The sequence below is a fragment of the Acinetobacter sp. AG1 genome (genome assembly GCF_001005525.1).
GTDB classification, from domain to species: Bacteria; Pseudomonadota; Gammaproteobacteria; order Pseudomonadales; family Moraxellaceae; genus Acinetobacter; species Acinetobacter modestus.
Genome location: NZ_LBMZ01000083.1, coordinates 1 through 21,598, shown reverse-complemented (window position 1 = coordinate 21,598; position 21,598 = coordinate 1). Strand labels below are relative to the sequence as shown.

21 protein-coding genes and 1 pseudogene are annotated in these 21,598 nt (G+C 41.2%); 20 read left to right on the top strand and 2 right to left on the bottom strand.

Translation table 11 applies throughout. The features are described from left to right. Window positions 1-78: 78 nt before the first annotated feature. The 19 genes and pseudogenes from AAV96_RS02590 to AAV96_RS02500 all read left to right on the top strand — a co-directional run. Window positions 79-819: pseudogene (locus AAV96_RS02590) on the top strand (DNA polymerase III subunit gamma/tau); the annotation flags it as partial. A 109-nt stretch (window positions 820-928) separates the two neighbouring features. Then, on the top strand, window positions 929-1,567 hold the full coding sequence (locus AAV96_RS02585) for a vWA domain-containing protein (RefSeq protein ID WP_046738207.1): 639 nt from the start codon (window positions 929-931) through the stop codon (window positions 1,565-1,567). A gap of 34 nt (window positions 1,568-1,601) precedes the next feature. Continuing rightward, entirely contained in the window at window positions 1,602-2,243 is a 642-nt protein-coding gene (locus tag AAV96_RS02580) for a TerD family protein (protein ID WP_046738206.1), read from the top strand. A 37-nt stretch (window positions 2,244-2,280) separates the two neighbouring features. After that, entirely contained in the window at window positions 2,281-2,916 is a 636-nt protein-coding gene (locus AAV96_RS02575; RefSeq protein ID WP_004807629.1) for a vWA domain-containing protein, read from the top strand. A 34-nt stretch (window positions 2,917-2,950) separates the two neighbouring features. Then, window positions 2,951-4,009 (top strand): TerY-C metal binding domain-containing protein, encoded by a 1,059-nt coding sequence (locus tag AAV96_RS02570; RefSeq protein ID WP_046738205.1) that lies wholly within the window; start codon window positions 2,951-2,953, stop codon window positions 4,007-4,009. Window positions 4,010-4,030: 21 nt separating this feature from the next. Further along, entirely contained in the window at window positions 4,031-5,842 is a 1,812-nt protein-coding gene (locus AAV96_RS02565) for a PP2C family serine/threonine-protein phosphatase (RefSeq protein ID WP_046738204.1), read from the top strand. Then, the gene (locus tag AAV96_RS02560) at window positions 5,835-7,364 is read left to right on the top strand and encodes a helix-hairpin-helix domain-containing protein (protein WP_046738203.1); all 1,530 of its coding nucleotides are present in this window, start codon (window positions 5,835-5,837) and stop codon (window positions 7,362-7,364) included. Before AAV96_RS02565 ends, AAV96_RS02560 begins: the two co-directional genes overlap by 8 nt. Further along, window positions 7,361-8,413 carry an ATP-grasp domain-containing protein gene (locus AAV96_RS02555; RefSeq protein ID WP_046738202.1) on the top strand — a complete coding sequence of 351 codons (1,053 nt, stop codon included), beginning with the start codon at window positions 7,361-7,363 and terminating at the stop codon, window positions 8,411-8,413. Before AAV96_RS02560 ends, AAV96_RS02555 begins: the two co-directional genes overlap by 4 nt. 42 nt (window positions 8,414-8,455) lie before the next feature. After that, the gene (locus AAV96_RS02550) at window positions 8,456-9,595 is read left to right on the top strand and encodes a phosphoribosyltransferase domain-containing protein (RefSeq protein WP_046738201.1); all 1,140 of its coding nucleotides are present in this window, start codon (window positions 8,456-8,458) and stop codon (window positions 9,593-9,595) included. Further along, window positions 9,588-10,409 (top strand): HAD hydrolase family protein, encoded by an 822-nt coding sequence (locus AAV96_RS02545; RefSeq protein WP_005203240.1) that lies wholly within the window; start codon window positions 9,588-9,590, stop codon window positions 10,407-10,409. The genes AAV96_RS02550 and AAV96_RS02545 overlap by 8 nt, the downstream gene beginning before the upstream one ends. Then, a complete protein-coding gene (gene stiP, locus AAV96_RS02540) occupies window positions 10,393-11,544 on the top strand; it encodes a cysteine protease StiP (RefSeq protein ID WP_046738200.1) in 1,152 nt (383 codons plus the stop codon). Before AAV96_RS02545 ends, stiP begins: the two co-directional genes overlap by 17 nt. Before the next feature lie 4 nt (window positions 11,545-11,548). Beyond that, window positions 11,549-12,430 carry an HpcH/HpaI aldolase/citrate lyase family protein gene (locus AAV96_RS02535; protein WP_046738199.1) on the top strand — a complete coding sequence of 294 codons (882 nt, stop codon included), beginning with the start codon at window positions 11,549-11,551 and terminating at the stop codon, window positions 12,428-12,430. Between the two features lie 25 nt (window positions 12,431-12,455). After that, window positions 12,456-13,655: a TerD family protein gene (locus AAV96_RS02530; protein ID WP_046738198.1), complete on the top strand. Its 1,200-nt coding sequence runs from the start codon at window positions 12,456-12,458 to the stop codon at window positions 13,653-13,655. 105 nt (window positions 13,656-13,760) lie between these two features. Next, window positions 13,761-14,339, top strand: a complete 579-nt coding sequence (locus AAV96_RS02525; protein ID WP_046738197.1) for a TerD family protein — start codon at window positions 13,761-13,763, stop codon at window positions 14,337-14,339. Between the two features lie 58 nt (window positions 14,340-14,397). Next, window positions 14,398-15,468 (top strand): DUF475 domain-containing protein, encoded by a 1,071-nt coding sequence (locus tag AAV96_RS02520; RefSeq protein WP_046738196.1) that lies wholly within the window; start codon window positions 14,398-14,400, stop codon window positions 15,466-15,468. A gap of 87 nt (window positions 15,469-15,555) precedes the next feature. Next, window positions 15,556-16,131: a TerD family protein gene (locus AAV96_RS02515; RefSeq protein WP_046738195.1), complete on the top strand. Its 576-nt coding sequence runs from the start codon at window positions 15,556-15,558 to the stop codon at window positions 16,129-16,131. A gap of 79 nt (window positions 16,132-16,210) precedes the next feature. After that, the gene (locus tag AAV96_RS02510; RefSeq protein WP_046738194.1) at window positions 16,211-17,509 is read left to right on the top strand and encodes a VWA domain-containing protein; all 1,299 of its coding nucleotides are present in this window, start codon (window positions 16,211-16,213) and stop codon (window positions 17,507-17,509) included. A gap of 14 nt (window positions 17,510-17,523) precedes the next feature. Further along, entirely contained in the window at window positions 17,524-18,243 is a 720-nt protein-coding gene (locus AAV96_RS02505) for a TIGR00266 family protein (RefSeq protein WP_004807604.1), read from the top strand. 41 nt (window positions 18,244-18,284) lie between these two features. After that, on the top strand, window positions 18,285-18,866 hold the full coding sequence (locus tag AAV96_RS02500) for a TerD family protein (protein ID WP_016540361.1): 582 nt from the start codon (window positions 18,285-18,287) through the stop codon (window positions 18,864-18,866). Between the two features lie 79 nt (window positions 18,867-18,945). Here the strand turns inward: AAV96_RS02500 and AAV96_RS02495 are convergent, their stop codons facing one another. Together AAV96_RS02495 and AAV96_RS02490 are read right to left on the bottom strand one after the other, a co-directional pair. Next, window positions 18,946-19,380 (bottom strand): acyl-CoA thioesterase, encoded by a 435-nt coding sequence (locus AAV96_RS02495; RefSeq protein WP_046738193.1) that lies wholly within the window; start codon window positions 19,378-19,380, stop codon window positions 18,946-18,948. After that, on the bottom strand, window positions 19,377-20,537 hold the full coding sequence (locus AAV96_RS02490; RefSeq protein ID WP_046738192.1) for an iron-containing alcohol dehydrogenase: 1,161 nt from the start codon (window positions 20,535-20,537) through the stop codon (window positions 19,377-19,379). Before AAV96_RS02490 ends, AAV96_RS02495 begins: the two co-directional genes overlap by 4 nt. Before the next feature lie 394 nt (window positions 20,538-20,931). Between AAV96_RS02490 and AAV96_RS02485 the strand changes: the two genes are divergently transcribed. Beyond that, window positions 20,932-21,267: a hypothetical protein gene (locus AAV96_RS02485; RefSeq protein WP_046738191.1), complete on the top strand. Its 336-nt coding sequence runs from the start codon at window positions 20,932-20,934 to the stop codon at window positions 21,265-21,267. Window positions 21,268-21,598 lie beyond the last annotated feature (331 nt).

Genomic DNA, 21,598 nt, shown 5'->3' with positions numbered 1-21,598 from the left:
CTCGAAGTTGATTTCATCAAAAAATGGTTACTGAATAATGTCAAAACTAATATACGTTCAGATTTGTCATCAACATAACCTGAACCTGAACCTGTTGCGCAAAATCCAGATAGCAGCTTAATGGTGTTTGATGCAGAAGAATGGCAGTTGATTGGATTTGACGCGTCAGCATCAGCGAAAATAATTCAAGCGAGTATTACAGATTCGGATGAGGTTGTAATTTTTCCTGTTGAACAGAATCTTGAAACATCTGCTCAACTAGATGATCTGCATCTTGAATATCAACCAGCAGCGACCCCTGAACAACTTGTTCCAGTCATTGATGCGCAGCTTGCAGAAACAGTTGTCGAATCACTAGCCATCGCAGTTTCTTCTACTCAAGAAGAGTCAAGTAGTTTAATGCCTCAAGACATTCTAAAGTTGCCTGAGCAGACATTAGAAGGTGAGTGGAATCTGGAAAAATGGGAATACTGGTTTAGAACCAGTCAGCTTTCACCAGCTGTTCAGGAATTAGCCCAACATGGTGTAATGCAAGGGCAGATCAACGGCACTTCTATTTTCCAGATTCCTCAAGAATATGAAGGTATGTTGTCGCAATTGCAGCATGGCTTGGAGGATGCATTAAAAACACAATGGCCACAAACGCTGTTCAGTGTTCAATATGGTGCTGTTAATTCCAATACGCCTTTAGTTATGCAGAATGAGCGTAAAGAAAGAGCGTTTCATCGTGCAGTCGAGCTATTACATCAAGAGCCGACAATTAAGAATCTGGTCGATACTTTTGATGCTGAATTGGTCAATATTCAGCTCAAACATTAGTTAGAATAGACAGAAGAGTATTTATTTTTTACTTTGTAATGATTTACATAGGTCAACAGTGTAATCTATGTTTAAAATTTAAATCATAACAAAATAAGGGTAAAAAATAATGCGTCGTTTGCCAGTTTATTTATTACTTGATACCTCAGGCTCTATGCACGGTGAGCCTATAGAAGCCGTAAAAAATGGGGTGCAAATTTTACTTTCGACTTTACGTCAAGATCCTTATGCGCTGGAAACGGCCTATTTATCTTTAATTAGTTTTGATAGTCAAGCCAAACAGTTAGTCCCTTTAACTGAATTAGCTGCCTTTCAAGCGCCAGATTTACAGGTCACTGGGACTACAGTATTGGGCGGCGCTTTAACGCTATTAGCCGATAAAATTGAACAAGAAGTGGCAAAAACCACAGTAGATGTCAAAGGTGACTGGAAGCCTTTAATTTTCATTATGACGGATGGCGTACCAACAGATGATTGGCGTAAAGGGTTGCAACGTTTACAACAAGTCAAAACAGGCGTGATCGTGGCTTGTGCAGCAGGACATGGCGCTGATACTTCAATTTTAAAACAAATCACAGAAGTTGTTGTTGAATTGGCAACCGCGGATTCAAATACGATTAAAGCATTCTTTAAATGGGTTTCTGCCAGTATTTCAACAGGCAGTCAGAAAGTGGATGCAGGACAAAAAGAAGTTACCGGTTTGGGCGATTTGCCACCTCCACCACCTGAAGTCAACATCGTACTATAAAAGTAAAACAAAGATTAAATAAGAGGGTAAAACCATGGCTGTGAGTTTAAATAAAGGTCAAGGAATTAGTTTAAGTAAAACTGAAAATAATTTGTCTCAAGTAACGATTGGTTTGGGTTGGGATATTCAGGAACAGAAAAAAGGCTTTCTTGGTGGATTATTTGGTGGTAATGGCGCTGAATATGATTTGGATGTGATTGCCTTCCTCGTGGGGAGCAATGGCAAGGTTAATAATCTGGGGCGAGATGCGCAAGGAAATGTCACCTTAGAAAATAGTGACGTTATCTTTTTCAATAATCAAAAACATTCTTCTGGACATATTTGGTTAACTGGTGATAACCGTACAGGTGCGGGAGATGGCGATGATGAACAAATTGTCGTGAAGCTCAATGACCTTGGTCAACAATACCAAAAAGTCGTTTTTGTGGTGCAAATCTATAAAGCTGCTGAAAATAAACAACATTTTGGGCAAGTCAAAAATGCATTTATTCGTGCAGTGGATACTACAGGCAAGGAAATGGTTCGTTTCGATTTGTCAGGCACTGGGCAATATGATCAACAGCGCTCACTTCTGTTTGCTGAACTTGTCCGTGAATCGGCAGGATGGAAATTTAATGCAGTCGGAAAGGCATCCCAATCCGATTCATTTGTGGAATGGTTAAAACAATACGCTTAAAAAATTGATTTTCGGCTAAAGATAGGTTTAGAACAGCATGCGCCGTTTACCCGTTTATATTTTATTAGATACCTCTGGATCAATGCGAGGTGAGCCAATTCATTCGGTGAACGTCGGCTTGCAGTCCATGTTGAGTGCATTGCGCCAAGACCCTTATGCATTGGAGAGCGTGCATTTAAGTATTATTACCTTTGATCTGGAGGCGAAGGTTTATTTGCCTTTAACGCCTTTAGATCAAGTGCAGCTTGCAGATATCGATGTGCCGAGTGCAGGCGCAACATTTATGGGCGCTGCGTTAGAGTTGTTGGCAGAACAAGTGAGTCAGCAATTACAAAAAAGTACCGATGAGGTCAAAGGAGACTGGCGTCCACTATTATTTGTGATGACTGATGGCTCGCCTTCAGATGTCTACGCCTATCAGCAAGCAATTCCTGTCATACAACAGTTAAATTTTGCCAGTATCGTTGCTTGTGCCGCTGGACCAAAAGCCAAACAGGAGCATCTGCTGCAACTTACTGATAAAGTGGTGGTATTGGATACCATGGATGCGGCTTCTTTTGCAGGATTCTTTAAATGGGTGTCTGCCAGTGTCGTGGTGGGAAGCAGTAGTGCAGGGATTTCAGGCTCTGTTTCATTGCCGCCACCGCCGCCAGAAGTGCAGTTGGTATTGTAAATAAAATAAAGAATATATTAGGGATAATCAGAAGATGCGCCGTTTACCTGTTTTTTTCGTATTGGATTGTTCTGAGTCGATGGCGGGGCAAAATATTCAGCAGATGCAACAAGGCATCCAGTTGATTATGCAGCAATTACGTCAAGATCCATATGCTTTGGAAACTGTGTATGTTTCTGTTATTGCCTTTGCAGGCATTGTTCGAACCTTAGTTCCGTTAGTCGAGGTATTTGCCTATTATCCTGCGAAATTACCTTTAGGTGGTGGGACACATTTAGGCAAAGCCTTAGAACATTTGATGAATGAATTTGATCGTCATTTGATTAAAACAACGGAAGAAATTAAAGGGGATTGGAAGCCAATCGTATATTTGTTTACAGATGGTCGTCCAACTGATGAATGTAAAGATGCGATTTACCGATGGCAAAAGAAATATGCACGACGCTGTACGCTGATTGCCTTAGGAATGGGTAAAAACGTTGATTATGCAACGCTCAAGCAATTAACAGAGCACTGTATTGCTTTTGATGAGTTGAATGAACAAGACTTTAAAAAGTTTTTCCAATGGATTAGTGCTTCTGTGGTTGCGCAAAGTAAAAGTATTGGGGATGGGCAGCAGCAAGATCATTTACCGCCAATTGATGAGCGCTATATGCGTCTGGTCAAGGATTTGCCAGCCAAGAAAACCTTGGTGGATGAAAACTGTGTCACTTTTGTGGGACGTTGTGGCAAGCTGAATCGACCCTATTTAATGAAATTTGAACGTGAAATTCAGTATCAAGCGCCTCAAGATCTAAATATCAACCTGAATTTATATCATTTTCAATTGACCGAATGCTGCAAAATTGATGAGGACTATTTCACGTGGTCTGATCAAACCCAACATCAGCAGCAGGTCAATACTACGCTGTTACAAGGTACCCCAGAATGTCCACATTGTTTGGCTGAAACGGCTTTTGCCATGTGTGGTTGTGGTCAGTTGATGTGTTATGACGGTTTTAGTGGGGACGTGACTTGCCCATGGTGTCGTCGCCAAGTTAGTTTTGGTTATGGTGGAATGGACGGCTTCGATGTGCAACGAGGACGTGGTTAACAATTGGATTGAGGAAAAGCCATGTCGCAAACATTGACTCATGAAGTTCAGGCTGTTTTTTTGAGTACATTGAAACAGCTGTTACAAGATCAAGCCCAACCGAACCAATTTGTGGTGGATGATGAGTCCTTTAATCAATTGTTGAAAAATAAACAAATTTATAATGCCTATCATGATTTGGCTGAACAGATATATGCGCTGATGGGTTTTCAATTAGAGCAGTCACCAGCCTTTCAGCATTCTTCATTACAGTGCATTCTGGAACAGGGTCGCTTGTCGGTTTTCATCTCTAAAGCTGAAAATATCAATAGCGCTGAATCAAGCCAACCGTTATTCGATCATACCCAAATGATGCAGAATCCAGTTCATGAGACTGATGCATTAGAGTCAATTGATCAGCTTGATTTTCTAGATGAACTTTATTTGTCCCCGCCTGTTGAAGCTGAGGCTGAACCACCTCTTATAAATGATTGTTCCACTGCGATGTCACTTCCGATAACCTCGTTATTGTCAGTTAATTCGACCGCAAATATCGACTCCAATAATACAGACCACAATCAGAATAATGCCTCAGGAAAACCAAATCATGAGGTGAAAATGGTGAAAAAAATGCCTCATTTTCAGATCCCCAATGCGCGTGTTGGGCAAGACTATCAAGCCCGTATCCAAATGCAATATCCAGTCAAAGAGGACGTGCTGATTTGCTCTGAATCGATCAAAATTCCAGAAGACTTAGGCATCGAATTTGATGATGAAACGCAACAATTACAGGGCATACCGTTGCAAGCAGGTGAATTTAAACTGGTATTTCAGTATAAAAACAGTGAAGCCGCACAAGCATGGTCTTCGGGTGAAGTGACCTTTATTATTACGGCTGATCCACGTAGTTTGTGGCAAGTTAATGAACCTGATATTAATGCGCCTTATCAGAAAGCACATAGTGACCATCAACTAATTCAGACTGAGTATTTTAACCTCGCGGCCTGCAGCCAGCGTGGGCGCTCACATGAACATGCGGGGACTTTCCGCGACGATGACTTTCTGATTGCTCGTGTTGCTGAGACCGATTGGTCGGTATTAATTGTTGCAGACGGGGCAGGTAGTGCCAGTTACTCTCGACAAGGTTCTTTGCTTGCGGTGCAAAGTGCAGCAAGAGTGCTGACGGATTACCTCGAACAGCATCATCCGCATCTAGATCTGTTATTGCAGCAATGGCAAGTTGGCAGTGATGATGAAATGACCAAGTCGGTTGCACAGCAGATTTATAAAGATTTTCACGATACTTTCTATAAAACAGCACAAGTGGCGATTGAAGCCATTGAACAAGAAGCCGAGTTAAAGCAAGTTGCAGCCAAGGCTTATGCCACGACTTTATTGGTGGCTGTGGTTAAACAGTGCGAGCAAAAAACCTTTATTAGCACCTTCTGGATGGGTGATGGCGCGATTGCTGTATATGCCAAAGATAAAGTGCGTTTAATGGGTAAACCAGATGGTGGAGAGTTTGCTGGGCAAACCCGTTTCTTAGATCGCAGTTTTGCACAACAGTTTGGTAGTCGCGTCAATATTGGCTATTACGATGATTGTGAAGCTGTGATTTTGATGACAGATGGTATTTCCGATCCGCGTTTTGAAACGGATGCTGGGCTTGCGAACCACGAAAAATGGCAGGCATTATGGCAAGAAATTGAACCCCAGTTACAGCAGACACACCCAGATCAAGCTTTATTGGAGTGGTCAAAATTCTTTAGCGCAGGGCATCATGATGATCGTACTTTGGCGATTTTATGGAATAAGCCTGTGAGTGTGGATGTGGAGGGTCTTGCTCATGACTAAGATTATCCAGTGTCAAACTTTAGATGGTCGGCCAGTTGCATTCGTTGATGAAGTCATTGGCTCAGGAGCAATGAAAGATGTCTATTTTTCGCCTGATAAATCTTATGTGGTGTGTTTTTTTAGTAAAGAAAAAAACCATTTCTATCAGTCACATGCTGAGCTGGAAAGACAGAAGGACCGCTTAAAGGAAATTGTTGGCAATAAATGGCAAGGTATTTTCAACAGTGCAGGTGGGGATTACTGGAAAAATGTGTTTTGCTGGCCTGATGGTTTGGTGGAGTATAATGGTTTATTAGGCATTACCGCCCCAACTTACCAAAAACAGTTTTTCTTTGAACACGGCTCTAAAAATAACGACTTTTTAGGGATTAAGGGGAAGGAAAAAGAAGGGAAATGGTTTGCCAGTGCCAATAATCAAAATCGGTTTTTAGATGAAAAAGAAAAAGGCAATTGGTCGAATTATCTGCGAATTTGTATTCTGATTGCCCGAGCTGTGCGCCGTATGCATGCGGCAGGTTTGGCGCATTCAGATTTATCCTATAAGAATATTCTGATTGATCCTGTAACTGGCCGTGCCTGTGTAATAGATGTTGATGGCTTGGTTGTACCTGGTAAATATCCACCCGATGTGGTGGGTACGCCTGACTTCATTGCGCCAGAAGTGGTGAAAACCAATCACTTTAAAAAGGATGATCCGCAACGTAGTCTCCCAAATATCATGACTGATCGCCATGCTTTGGCCGTATTGATCTATATGTATTTGCTGTATCGGCACCCGTTGCGTGGTGGTAAAATCCATGATGTGAATGATCCGCAGCGCGATGAAAATCTGGCAATGGGTGAAAATGCCTTATTTATTGAGCATCCAACTGATCCAAGCAACCAGGTGAAAGTTAGTCAGGTGCGTCCAAGCGCTTTACCATGGGCCGATCCAGAAAAAATTCCATTCACCGTGACAGGCCCTTATTTAAAAGAACTGTTTTTACAAAGCTTTGTGACGGGTTTACATCAACCGCAGCAGCGACCATCTGCTAATGATTGGGAAACTGCTTTGGTTAAAACGGTGGATTTGATTCAGCCTTGTTTAAATAGCGATTGCAGTCAAAAATGGTATGTATTTGATAATACAACAAAACCAGTATGTCCATTTTGTGGTACAGCCTTTAAAGGCAAGTTACCTGTACTGAACCTCTATTCGGCACGCCGAGAAGGCAGTTTTAGACCTGATAATCACCGTTTAATGGTCTGGACAGGGCAGTCACTTTACCCGTGGCATGCCAATAATTTGATTGCACCGAATGAGCGTCTAACAGCAGAGCAAAGCAAACGTGTTGGCTATTTTATTTTTCACCAAAATCAGTGGTGGCTGGTCAATGAAAATCTGCCTGATCTCATGGATGTGGCAAGCAAAACAACGATTCCAATTGGCGAAAAAATCGAATTGCTAGATGGAAAACAAATTTTACTTTCACGTCAGGATGGAGGCCGCTTAGTGGTGGTGCAAATGGTGGAATGTGTATGACACAAATAGTGAATGATCTTGCTCAGATTGGCATTGCAGAAAATTCGATCGGAATTTGGTTTACCCAAGCGCATTCTTGTCAACGTGATTTAATTTTGGCCGCAAAAACGGCGCCGTTTGATACCCGAATTCATGTGGTGGCATCACATGCACATGATCGTCCTGAAATTACATCTGTTGCCGATATCGCTTTACAAGAACCGCCTTTGTCAAAGCGAGTTGAGTGGGTTTTACAGCAGGCACAATGCTTAAACGTCAAATTGATCATTGCTGGGCATCATGCTGAACTTTATCTGGCGCAAAAAAAGCGCTTCGAACAATTGGGCATCCGTCTCATGGCGGGCTGTGATACGGTTGAGCAGATTGAGCAACTGAATGACAAAGCTCTGTTCACTCAAATCTGTGTGACTCATGGTTTGGCGGTTGCACCAGCAACCATTGTTGAAAATGCCGAGCAATTAGAAGATGCATATCATGACTGGCTGCAAAAAGGCGATGTGTGCGTCAAGCCTGCCAAAGGGGTTTTTGCTTCAGGGTTTTGGCATTTAGATCCTAAAGCGGATGCTTTTGATGTGTTTGCCAATAGTATGAGATTCAAGGCGCATCCTGAAAGTTTTATTGAGAGTTATCGCCAGTTAGAACAGCCCCCTGTTTATTTGGTCATGCCATTTCTTGCTGGACTGGAGTGCTCAGTGGATATGCTATGCGTACATGGTCAGGTGCGTGGGGCGATCGCACGTTATAAGCAAAAGAATGGCTGCCAGAATTTGACATTTGAAGATCCAGCGATTGAGTTGGCCAAACAGGTGGCTGCATTATTTGGTTGTGATGGGCTAGTAAATATGCAGGCTCGATATAATGACCAACAGCAGTTATATATTTTGGAAGTGAATTCTCGGCCATCAGGTGGCATTGCACATACTTTCATGAGCGGCGTGAATTTGGTCCATTTGGCGATTGCCCAAGCACTACAGCTCAATTATCAACCTGAAAAGATGAAAAGTTCGGTCACTGTACGCAGCATAAGTCAGAGTATTTGTGTAATATAAAGACCATTATGTATATTATTTTAACTTAGATTTAAGAATTATATGATTGAGATTGAATTACAACGTGGCAAATTGGATTTAAAGCCCGATGAAAATAGCCATTGGAAATGGCAGGATTTACTCGGTTTTGCTGAACGAATAAATCCGAAAAGAGCCTTTTTATTTGTCTCAAAAGTCTTGGGGAGACATGTTCCAGTTAGCCCTCAAGTCATGCGCCATGCGTTTACTGATTTAGCCCAACTGATTCCGAGTGATTTACCTGAGCCAATCTTGGTGATTGGGATGGCAGAAACCGCGGTAGGTTTAGGCGCAGGTGTACATCAAGTCCTGCAAGAACGCTATCCAGATGCATTGTATGTCACTACGACTCGTCATCCTGTTGAAGGCGCACCGTTATTGGCTCGCTTTTTAGAAGAACATAGCCATGCCCAAGATCAATTGCTGTATGGATCTCCTGATGCTGATATCCAAAAGAAAATTTTAGCCAGCAAAAGTATCGTATTGGTTGATGATGAAGCTTCTACAGGGAAAACCTTTATCAATTTAGTGTCTGCACTACAAGCTGCTGGCTTTGATCAAATTTCCCATATTGTGACGGCTACTTTGGCGGATTGGTCATCAGGTATTCATATTGCTGGATTAGATTGTCAATCCGTAGCATTGATGACAGGTAAATGGCAGTGGCAGGATGCCGAAAATCCGCCACAGATCAATATGCCCAAAGTCGATACCGTGGCATTTGGTGAGTACGCGACCTTGTCTGAACCGACTTGGGGACGTTTACCGATTCAGGATACGTCTGCCTATATTCGTTTGCAGGTCGAACCTCAGCAACGGATTTTAGTATTAGGAAGTGGTGAATATGTCTGGTCTTCATTCTTATTGGCTGAAGATTTGCAGCGACAGGGTGCAGAGGTGAAATTTAGTGCGATCACCCGCTCACCGATCGCAGTAGGCCATGCAATTCAATCTGCTTTAGCTTTTTCAGATAACTATGGATTGGGTATTCAGAACTTTGTCTACAATATCAATCCATTAGAGTATGACCGAATCTTTATTACAGTGGAAACCTGTGCTGAGTCAGTCTCCGATAGCCTATTAGACGCGATTCCAAATGCTGAAGTTATCAGCGCAGTAGAATTCCCACATCAAACCTTTAATCTGTGTAGTGCGAATGACTAATTTCTTATTTGACGCGCCAAATATTGCAACGCCGCTCATGTTGGTTGATCTGGATGATACTTTATTCCAGACTCATCGCCGTATTGTTCCCCAAGCTGACTTTAAAATGGTCACCACGGACAAACAGGGACAAGCATTGGCGTATATGAACCCGATTCAGCAGCACTTTGTGCAGTGGTTGTTGCATAGTACACATTTGATTCCCGTCACAGCACGAAGTGCAGAGGCATTGTCTCGGGTACATTTACCTTTTCAGTATGGAGCAGTTTGTTCTCATGGCGGTACGGTACTGAATGCAGATTTCAGTGTAAATCTGGATTGGCATGCACAGATGCAACATGCATTGGCCCCTTATCAAGCACGGCAACAGGCTTTGATTGAGGTGGTACAGCAACAGGCAACCCATTTTGGTTCTATTCGTACTTGGGTGGTCGAAGAGCAAGGTTTAGGTTTATACGTGGTGGCCAAGCAAAATACCGAAAATGATAATCCTTATGCACCGAATTTCTTACCAGAACTATTAAATAGCTTAAGTCCAGATGTATTAGATGGGTTCTATTTTCATTTAAATGGCAATAATTTGGCTTTGATTCCCGAACCTGTAAGCAAAGCCAATGCAGCCCGTTTTTTATTGCAACAGTTTGCGTCTCAACAACGTCCGATTCTCGGTTTTGGCGATAGTTTATCCGATGTAGAGTTTTTGAATCTATGTCATTGGTGGGGCATGCCGAACCACAGTCAATTGAATCGTTGGGTAAAACATAATTTGACGCAGCAATATAAACAAGAAGGATATTATGGCGATTATCAATAAAGATAAAGCAAATGAGTTAATTTTAAAACAAGGGTTTAGTGGTAGTTATCAATCAGAACAAGTGACTTTTTTACTTAAACGGACGCATATTGAACCAACCGATACCATTGAAAAAGAACGCCTGATTCAATCGGGCGAAAAGCATTATTCGCAAATGATCAGTTTGGAGAGTGCACCGACCGAACGTCATTTACAGTTGTTTGAACAGGCCATGCAGCAAGGGCAACAGCGTTTGGCTCGAGAAGTTCAGCAGTTGGCACAAGCTTTGGTTGCACAATTCAAGGAACCAATTGTATTGGTGAGTTTTGTACGTGCGGGCGTACCCTTAGGTGTACTGCTTTATCATGCGATACAGGATTTAGGTCGTGACTGTGTACATTATGGCATCAGTATTATTCGAGACCGTGGCATCGATTTTGCTGCCTTGGAAACCATTATTGCCAAACATGGGCACCAATCGATTGTATTTGTGGATGGTTGGACGGGTAAAGGCGCGATTCGTCAAGAATTACAGCGCAGCTTAGGCAATGATGTGCGTTTTGCTGGGCGGCCTTTACCTTTGGTGGTCTTGTCGGATATTGCCGGTTGTGCATGGTTGGCGGCCAGTGGCGATGACTGGTTGATTCCATCTGGTATTTTGGGGTCGACTATTTCGGGTCTTATTTCACGTAGCATTTGTGAAGGTGAAGCCTTGAGTGCCGAGGAAATCAATGCCGAGAATATTGATCAATGGCATCGTTGTATCGAATACAGCCATTTAAAGGAATTTGATATTTCGCAGCAGTTTATTCAGCGCATCAACCAGATTCGCACCCAGCTTAATCCACAACCTAATGCGGTTTGGGCAGAAATACAACAACAGGAACAACAAAATCAAAGCCAGCAGGTGGTACAGAAACTGGCCCAAGAATACGACATTCAAAATATAAATCGGATAAAACCGAGTATCGCGGAGGCAACCCGAGCGATTTTAAGACGAGTGCCTGATCTGGTTTTACTTCGCGACGCCGATGATGCCGATACCCGTTTATTGCGTTATTTAACGCAAGTCACTGAGACACCTGTACAAGTGGTTGGTGATCAAATTGCGCCGTATAGAGCGATTACATTGATTCAAAAATTGGGGAAAGGATAATTTTATGTTATCTGCATTATCTTTAGGGGCAACATTATATATGCCTGCCACGCGTCCAGATTTATGGGCTGTGGTGAAGGGTGAAAAATATCCAGAGTTACGCTCTTTGGTGATTTGTCTGGAAGATGCAATTACTGAACAGGAGATTGAGTTTGCTAAACAAAATCTCAAACAGTTGTTGCAGCAAATTCAACAGCAACAGCGCTTTGAACAACATCCAAAAGTATTTATTCGCCCTCGTTACCTTGAAATGGCCGCTGAGTTGGCAGAATGGCAAGAAATCACCGCTTTAGATGGCATGGTATTGCCGAAATTTGGTTTAGCCAGCTTTAAGCAATGGCTTAGCATTCTTCCGCCAGATCTTCATTATATGCCTACGCTTGAAACAGCTGATAGTTTTGACATGGGGCAAATGAAAGAGCTGAGACAAGCCTTGCCAGAATTTCATAAAGTATTGGTACTTCGGGTTGGGGGCAATGACTTACTCAATTGTTTAGCTTTGCGCCGCCCAAGTGATATGACCTTATACCAAACGCCTATTGGCACACTCATTGCAAACCTAGCAGGTCAGTTTTTACCTTATGGTTTTGCATTGAGCGCGCCTGTCTGTGAACATTTTAGTCAGGTGAAATTGTTGCAGGATGAATTATATCTGGATTTACAGCATGGTTTATCGGGTAAAACCGTGATTCATCCTGCACAGATTTCAATTGTGCATCAGGCTTATCAGGTCAATGAAATCGAGTTGAAACAAGCGCAGGGTATTTTACAGGATGGCAGCAAGGCTGTATTTGCCTGTCATGGCAGTATGCTTGAACCCGCAACCCATCGTCGTTGGGCGGAACGGATTTTAGAACGGGCAAAAGTGTTTGGGCTAAAAGTATAAAAATCAAAAAATATAGGAATCATCAATGCAACAACTGATTACAGGAGCCAATTTGGCATTGAGCCAGTCACAGTGCCAAGTGAAAATTAAAACCACATTAGCGGCGCATATCGGTTTAGATGTCACCGCCTATGTCTTGAATGCGCAGGCGAAGGTTCGTGGTGATGCGGACATGATCTTTTATGGGCAAAAGCAGACACCGAACCGTAGTGTGGAATTGGTCGAGGCAACCACAAAAGCACCGTATATCGCACAATTTAATCTGAACACTCAATTGTTCGATGCGGATATCAGCAAGCTTGCGATGTGTGCAACGATTGATGGTCAAGGCGCAATCAATGCGATTCAAGATATTCAGATTGAATTATGGGAAAACGGACAGCTCACGGCAACAGCAACGGTAAAAAGTGCAGAAAAGACTGAAAAAGCACTGATTTTGGCCGAAGTTTATCGTCATAAAGATCAGTGGAAATTCCGCTTTGTCAATCAGGGGTTCAATGGTGGTTTACAACCGCTAGCTGAACATTTTGGCGTAGAAATTAGTGATCAAGCTGCAACGCCTGAGCCAGTGCCTCAACCTGTACCTACGCCAGCACCTCAGCCTAAGATTAATTTAAGCAAAATTACCTTAGATAAACGCAATAGCCAGATTAATTTACAGAAACAGGCTCACGGTTTTGGTGAGATTAAAATTAATCTGAATTGGAACCAACGGACTCAACAAGCTCAGTCAGCTGGTTTCTTTAAAAAGCTGCTCAACCAAAATCAAGGTATTGATCTGGATTTGGGTTGCCTATTCGAGATGCAAGATGGTAGCAAATCGGTGATTCAGGCTTTAGGTAATCGATTTGGTGATTTTAACGGCTTCCCCTTTATCCAACTTTCTGCGGATGACCGTACTGGTGCATTAACAGAGGGTGAGTGGCTTAGAATTAATGGACAGCACTGGTCGCAGATTCGCCGTGTAGTCTTGTTTGCCTTTATTTATGAAGGTGTCCCGAACTGGGCTGAAACAGATGCTGTGGTCACCATTTATGTTCCAGATCAACGCCCGATTGAAATCCGTTTAACTGAAGGGCAACCTTTGGGGATGTGTGGAATTGTTGAATTGGTGAATCAAGGCGGTAGTATTCAAGTACAACGTCACGTGCGCTATGTACCTGGACATCGGGAGTTGGACCAAGCCTTTGGTTTTGGTCTGCGCTGGGTTGCAGGCAGTAAATAAAGTTGATATTTAATCATGTATTAGATAACAACAATTTCGATATCCATATATAGACATTATTGAGACCATTGAATTTTAAGTGTTCAAACGAGGAGAAAAAACAAAATGGCAATTAGTTTAAATAAAGGTGGAAATCTATCACTAAGTAAAACAGATCCAAATTTAGTTCGTATTTTAATTGGATTGGGCTGGGATGAACGTGCGACGGATGGCGCAGCATTTGACTTGGATGCGAGTGCGTTCTTATTAACTGCAACGGGTAAGGTTCGTGGTGATCATGATTTTATTTTCTACAACCAACTCAAATCTCAAGATAATTCAGTAGAGCATACGGGTGATAACCGTTCTGGTCAGGGAGATGGTGATGATGAGACTTTATTAGTTGACTTATCAAAAGTATCACCTGAAATTGAAAAAATCGCGATTACTGTGACTATTCACGATGCTCAGGCACGTGGTCAAAATTTTGGTCAAATTGCTAATGCCTTTATTCGTGTCGTAAATCAAGACACGAATATAGAAGTGGTTCGTTTTGATTTGGCAGAAGATTATTCAACTGAAACGGCGATGGTCTTTGGCGAAGTATATCGTCACAACGGTGAATGGAAATTTAAAGCTGTTGGTCAAGGCTATTCAGGTGGGCTTGCTGCGATGTGCCAACAATATGGCATTCAAGTCGGCTAATGTTCTCATTTCAATTATAAGTGATGAATAGCTTAAAGCTGTTTAGAAAGGGAAAAAAATGAAACATTTTCGTTTCTCAATTATTTTTACCATAATCTGTCTAGGCTTAGCAGCATGGTGGGGCTTTACCCATGGACCGAATGCTGGTTTTTCGATGATGCTTAAAGTCTTATTGATTACCAGTGTACTTGCAGTCATGGAAGTTTCATTGTCTTTTGATAATGCTGTTGTCAATGCTTCAGTATTAAGAAATTGGGATGAGTTCTGGAAAAAACTGTTCCTGACTGTTGGTATTTTAGTTGCTGTATTTGGTATGCGTTTAATCTTCCCACTCTTAATTGTTGGTATTACCGCTGATATGGGAATGGTTGAGGTGGCGAAACTGGCACTGAATGATCCAAAAACTTATTCAGAAAAGCTACTTGCACACCATGCTGAAATTGCTGCCTTTGGTGGGATGTTCCTACTGTTAGTGTTCTTAAACTTTTTGTTTGATGACGGTAAAGATACACATTGGTTCCATTGGTTGGAAACCCATTTATCCAATCTAGCAAATATTCCTGCGATGTCAGTATTCGTATCACTCATTGCTTTACTGACTATGGCGGCATTTGTACCTGAGCAACAAAAGCTGATTGTGATTGTCGCAGGGATCTGGGGCATTGTGGTCTATATCGGTGTACAGGTACTGGGTCATTTGCTTGAAGGCAGCAGTGAAGATGATGAAGCTGATGAAAAACAGGTTTCAGGTACTTCAAGTAATATCGTCAAAGCAGGTATTGGTGGTTTCCTCTACCTTGAAGTATTAGATGCTTCGTTTAGTTTCGATGGCGTGATTGGTGCATTTGCGATCACAAGTGATGTGGTTGTGATTATGCTCGGTCTGGCAATTGGTGCAATGTTTGTCCGTTCTATGACGATTTATTTAGTTGATAAAGGCACATTGGAAGCATTTATCTATCTAGAGCATGGCGCACATTATGCGATTGGTGCTTTAGCTGCAATTATGCTTTATACCGGAACAGGTGGTCATGTGCCTGAGGTTGTAACGGGCTTAATTGGTATTGCATTCATCATCTGGGCTGTATTATCTTCAATTGCTTACAGTAAACAACAAACACAAGCTTGATAAAAATGGGTAAATACATCATGTATATGATGTCCATGATCCAAATGAAATAAACAATGAGTTGATATTTAATAAGGAGAAACTCGAATGGCAATTAGTTTAACTAAAGGTGGCAACGTTAGCTTAACCAAAGAAGCGCCTGGCATTACTAAAACAACTGTAGGTTTAGGTTGGAACCCACGTGTGACTGATGGCGCAGCTTTTGACCTTGATGCAATTGCATTTTTAGTTAATGAAGGTGGTAAGGTTCGCGCGGATAATGACTTTATTTTCTTTAATAATTTAAAGTCGTCTGATGGTTCAGTCGTTCACAATGGCGATAACCGTACAGGTGAAGGTGATGGCGATGACGAGACTTTAAGCGTGGACTTGAGCAAAGTACCTGCTGATGTTTCTAAAGTGATCTTTGCGGTTACGATTTACGATGGCCAAAACCGTAACCAAAACTTTGGTCAAGTTGCGAATGCTTACATTCGTGTAAGTAACGATGCTGGTGGTACTGAAATTGCACGTTATGATTTGTCGGAAGACAGCAGCACTGAAACAGCAATGATCTTTGGTGAACTTTATAAACACGGTAGTGAATGGAAATTCCGCGCAATTGGTCAAGGTTTTGCTGGTGGCTTAGGGCCTTTAGCTGCCTCATATGGTGTTTCTGTTTAAGTTGCATATGGAAGATAGTGTTTAGGCACTATCTTCTTTTTCTATATCTATAAATGATAAAAATAGGTTATTCCTTAATATGTTGAATTTAGTTCGCGGACAAAAAATAAAATTAAATGATGTTTTACAGGGGCAATCTTCTTTTTATATCCAGATTCAATATCAAGCGGCTTTTGATTTAGACATCGCCAGTTTTGGACTTGATCCGCAATATCGTTTGAGTGATGAGCGATACATGACCTTTTATAATCAGCCTGAAACACCATGCCAAGCGGTTCGTCTGATTGAAAACCAGAATAAATGCAGCCGTTTTTTAGTTGATTTAGCAAAACTACCTGCAAGTATTCAACATCTGGTTTTGACCGCAGCCATTGATGGTCAGAATGTCATGTCACAATTACAGCAAGCCACGATTCAAATTCTTAACTTGCAGTTTCAGCCGATTGCTGAACTGAAGTTAGATGGCAGAATCTTTGATCAAGAACGTGCCACCATGCTGATCGAAATTTATCGAAAAGATGGTATTTGGCGCTTAGCAGCGATTGGACAAGGCTTTAATGCAGGTCATGCCGCTTTAATTCAGCATTTTGGTGGTGAAGTCGCTGAAGAGCATACAGCACAACAGACGACACCAGTAGCACCACAATCGAATATTGATTTAAAGAAAAAATTATCTTTGCAAAAAGCTGAAAAAACAGGCAATGCATCCATTATCGATCTGACCAAAAAATCATTGGTTCAACTGGAAAAGAGAAATTTACTGGGCGTGACCGCACGTGTTGCGTTAGTTCTAGATGCATCTGGCTCAATGGATGGGCAATATCGTCGTGGTGATGTACAAAAGGTGGTGAATCGCCTAATGCCACTAGCCATTCATTTTGATGATGATGGTAGCTTTGAGTGTTGGGCTTTTGCGGCCAAAACCACACAACTGGATGATGTAACCCTCAGCAATGTCAATGATTTCATTAATACCACCCAACGCGGTTGGAAGAACTGGCAAGTGGGGGCGCGCTATAATGAGGAAATTCCAGCGATTGAAGCTGTGATTAACTATTTCCAAAAGTTCAAAGATCAAATCCCAACTTATGTTTTATTCATTTCAGATGGCGGCGTGGGCAGCCGTAGACAAATGCAGAAAATATTATCGCAAGCCGCCAAACTGCCTATTTTCTGGCAATTTGTCGGGATCGGTGGACGAGATTATGGTGCACTAGAAAAGTTAGATGAAATGTCAGGGCGGATTGTCGATAACTGTAATTTCTTTAGTTTGGATCGCATTGATAGTGTTTCTGATGAACGTCTATATGAATTGTTATTGCAAGAATTTCCGGATTGGTTAAATGCAGCCAAGCAACATCAGATTGTCAGAAATTAAAAGGAATAAAGACGATGGCACAGTTTAGTTTAGTGGGTTCACCAGAGCCGTTCTTACATGTTTCGATGCGTCGTGGCGATAAAATCTATTGTGAAAGTAATGCCATGGTGATGATGGAAGCACCATTAGAATTAAAAGGACGTTTGCAAGGTGGTTTAATGCAATCTCTATTACGCCGTTTTGCCAATGATGAATCGTTGTTCCAGCAGCATATCGAAGCGGTACGTGGAGATGGCGATTGTCTATTGTCAGCAGCATTGGATGGCGATATGCAGATTTTGGATGTCGGTGCGACGCAGTATTTGCTAAGTGACGGGGCTTTTGTGGCAGCGCATGACTCTGTTGAGGTTAAAGCACGTTTAAACAGCAGTCTAGGTGGTGCCTTTTTTGGCAATACTGGCGGTTTTCTGGTGATGGAAACCAGTGGGCAAGGCCAAGTGGTGGTGTCTGGCTGTGGGACCTTGTTTGAACTTGAGGTTGAACCAAACAAAGAAGTCATTATTGATAATGGACATGTGGTCTGTTGGGATTCACGCTTAAATTATAATCTGTCTGTATCTACTTCACAGAGTAGTGGTTTTCTTGGCAATTTGGTCAATAGTGTGACCAGTGGCGAAGGGATGGTATTGCGTTTTTCAGGTCAAGGTAAGGTAGTAATCTGTTCTCGAAACCGCAACAATTTCCTGCAATGGCTAACCTCGAAGTTAAACTTAAACCGTAATCAATCAAATTAAAACAATCATTTTTATCGTTCTATCCAGAGGAGTAAAAGTACATGGGAATTAACTTAGAAAAAGGCCAAAAAATCAGCTTGCAAAAAGCAGATGGCAGCAGCTTGCAACAAATCTTTTTAGGTGTGGGGTGGGATGTAGCGAAGAGCAAGGGCTTTTTCGGCTTTGGCGGCGGCGGTGGGGATATCGACCTTGATGCCTCTGTCATTTTATTTGATGATAACAAACAAGTATTGGATGTGGTTTACTTTGGTCAATTACAAAGTAAAGATGGCAGTATCCACCATTCTGGCGACAACTTAACTGGCGCGGGCGATGGTGATGATGAAGTCATTCGTGTTAATTTGAACCAGATTCCTGCACAAGTAAAATCTTTGGTATTTACTGTGAGTAGTTTCCGTGGACAGACCTTTGAGAAAGTCGAAAATGCATTCTGTCGTTTGGTCGATCAATCCAGCAATCAGGAAATTGCAAGCTATAAGCTGTCTTCACAAGGCGCCCATACTGGTTTGATTATTGCAAAAATTTATCGCCACAACGATGCATGGAAAATGCATGCGATTGGTGAAAATGTGCATGGCCGTACCTTCCAAGATATCGTGCCTTATGCTTTACCACATATCTAATGATTTAGATTAATCATGGCATGCCGAAACATTGTTCATGACAATGTTGCGGCATGTTCTTCATTTCTGCGATCTGAAATTACAATAAATAGTGGTTTAGAGCGTCCCGCATCGCTTCTGGAATAGCAGTACTTTTTCGACTTTCTCGGTCTACAAAGACATGGACAAAATGCCCTTGAGCAGCGGCTTGCTGCTGACCTTGTTTAAAGATCGCCAGCTCATATCTGAGTGATGAATTCCCAATTTTGCCAATCGCAACACCAACCTCAACGACTTCTGGAAACGACAGTTCCTGTTGAAAGCTACAAGCTGAATCAACAACTAGTCCGATAATTTCACTATTGTGAATATCAAAACCAGTTTTCTGAATCAGTAATGAATTGGCTGCGGTATCGAAATAACTATAATACGTCACGTTGTTGACGTGGCCGTAAATATCGTTATCGGCCCATCGGGTTTGGATTGGAAAAAAGAACTTAAATTGTTCGCGCTGTTTTAAAGTCGGTTTGCTCATGCGTAAATCGCCTGATAGATATCTAATGCGTCTTGCTCAGTCATTTCTCTTGGGTTGTTTTGCAACAGTCGAGTTTGCAACATAGCATCTTTGGCAAGTTGTGGTAGTTTTGCTTCTGCAATATCGAGCTGGCTTAACTTCAGGGTTAAGCCACTTTGGTCTAGATGATTCTGCATATGGTCAATAAATAGGTCACATAAACCATCCGTACAGCCTGTACTGCGAGGGTCTAATAATTGCATTAATTCTGCATAGTGTTGTTTGGCTTTGGGCGCATTAAATTTTAAAACTTCAACCAGTACCAAAGCATTGGTATGTCCGTGTGAAAGGTGAAAATGCCCACCCAATGGATATGCAAGGGCATGTACCGCGCCAACGGGTGCATTGGCAAAGGCTTGACCCGCTAACATGGAACCCACCAACATGTTTTGGCGTGCTTCTAAATGAGCACCATTTTTCAAGACTTTGGCTAAATTATGATTGAGTAGTTTCAATGCATTTTTAGCCAACATATCGGCATAAAAGTTCTTTTTAACATTTGAAGTATAGGCTTCAATTGCATGTACCATCGCATCAATACCTGTTGCAGCCGTGATGTGAGCAGGCAGACCTTGTGTAAAAGTTGCATCTAAAATGGCTACATCGGCATATAAAATTGGTGCTACCACACCCATTTTAGTGGTTGCACCTGTTGTGACAATCGAGATTGGTGTGACTTCTGAACCTGTTCCCGCTGTTGTTGGAATAAGAATGAGTGGTAAACGCGGTGCTTTAGCTTGGTTTACCCCATAGATTTCACTCAGTTTTTGCTGTTGTTTAGGGTGTGCGAGCAAGGCAATGATTTTAGCCACGTCCATGGAACTACCACCACCAAAACCGATGATCACATCAATTTGCTCTTGTGTCGCAAAATCAACAGCTTCTAATACAATATGCTCTGGTGGATCGGCTTGGATATCGGAATAAATAAGATACTCGAGACCAATCTGAGTCAGGATTTCTAAAATGGGTTGATGCAATTGATGCTGTATCATCCCTGCATCGGTCACAATTAATGCTTTTTGATAATTTTGTTGAGTAAGCACATTTTTAAGTTCTTGTATCGAACCTAGCCCCGCAATGATGTTGGGAACAGTTTGAAATTGAAACGGGTTCATACATACATCCTTATTTTTCATCATAAATACATCATTTTTATATCAAGTGAGTATAAGTTTCACTGTCCAAATAAATTAACATAATAGGCTGTTAAAAAGTGTAGCTTTGAAGCGATTCTGCCATTTTGAAAGTGTTATGGTCATGTCTCTATGCATCCTAAAGACAATATGAATCAATGATTGGTGTTGGAAGAAAGAGCTCATCAGTCGCCTTAAAGAGTAATTCATTCAATGCTTCTGAAGCAATAACTAACCAATCGAAGCAATAGGGTGCATTTATTTCAAGTTGGTGGATTGAAATTTCTTCATAAGGGTCTTTATTTTTTGTAAAGTTATGTTATAAAGGTGGACTTTAAAATAAACCAAGTTTTCAATAACTTAAAATGTTAAAAATATGAAAAAAGTATTATTAATTTTTATTACTATAGGGGTAGCTGGTTGTCAGCAATCTAGTTTTGGAGAGTTGGTTGCGAGAAACCATTTAAAAGAGGCTAATAATAAGATTGAAGAATTATTAAGAATTCTCAATAATCATAAAGCTCAAAAGGACGACCAGGAAAATATTCTATGTTTACAATATCCCAAGATATATAAGTATGAATACTTGCCAGCTATTCTAAGACTTACAAAGTTAAAAAAATTAAATGCCAAGAATAAAGAGCAATTATTAGATGATCTTAAGGAGACAATGGATTCATACAGTAAGAAACTTGAAATAGTTTGTGAGTAATATGAATGTGTAAAGTATAAAAATATTTCACCTGATGAGAATATTAAAATCCAATGATAAATATATAGAACTACTTTGCAGAAATTCAAATTTTATGTGATTATGATTTAAAAAAACCAATCGATCTTTTGGTAAGTGAGTCAATGGTTGTATTTTAATAATAATCTAAATTTTAAATATTTCACTTTTAATAAGAAATCACATTTAATAATTGATATAATTATTCCAGATGAAGATTAGGTTTTTAATTTAGAAAGAATAAAAAATTATTTAAATAAATGTAACAATAAATCAAGAAATTTTAAATATTAGATGAAAAATCATATTTTTT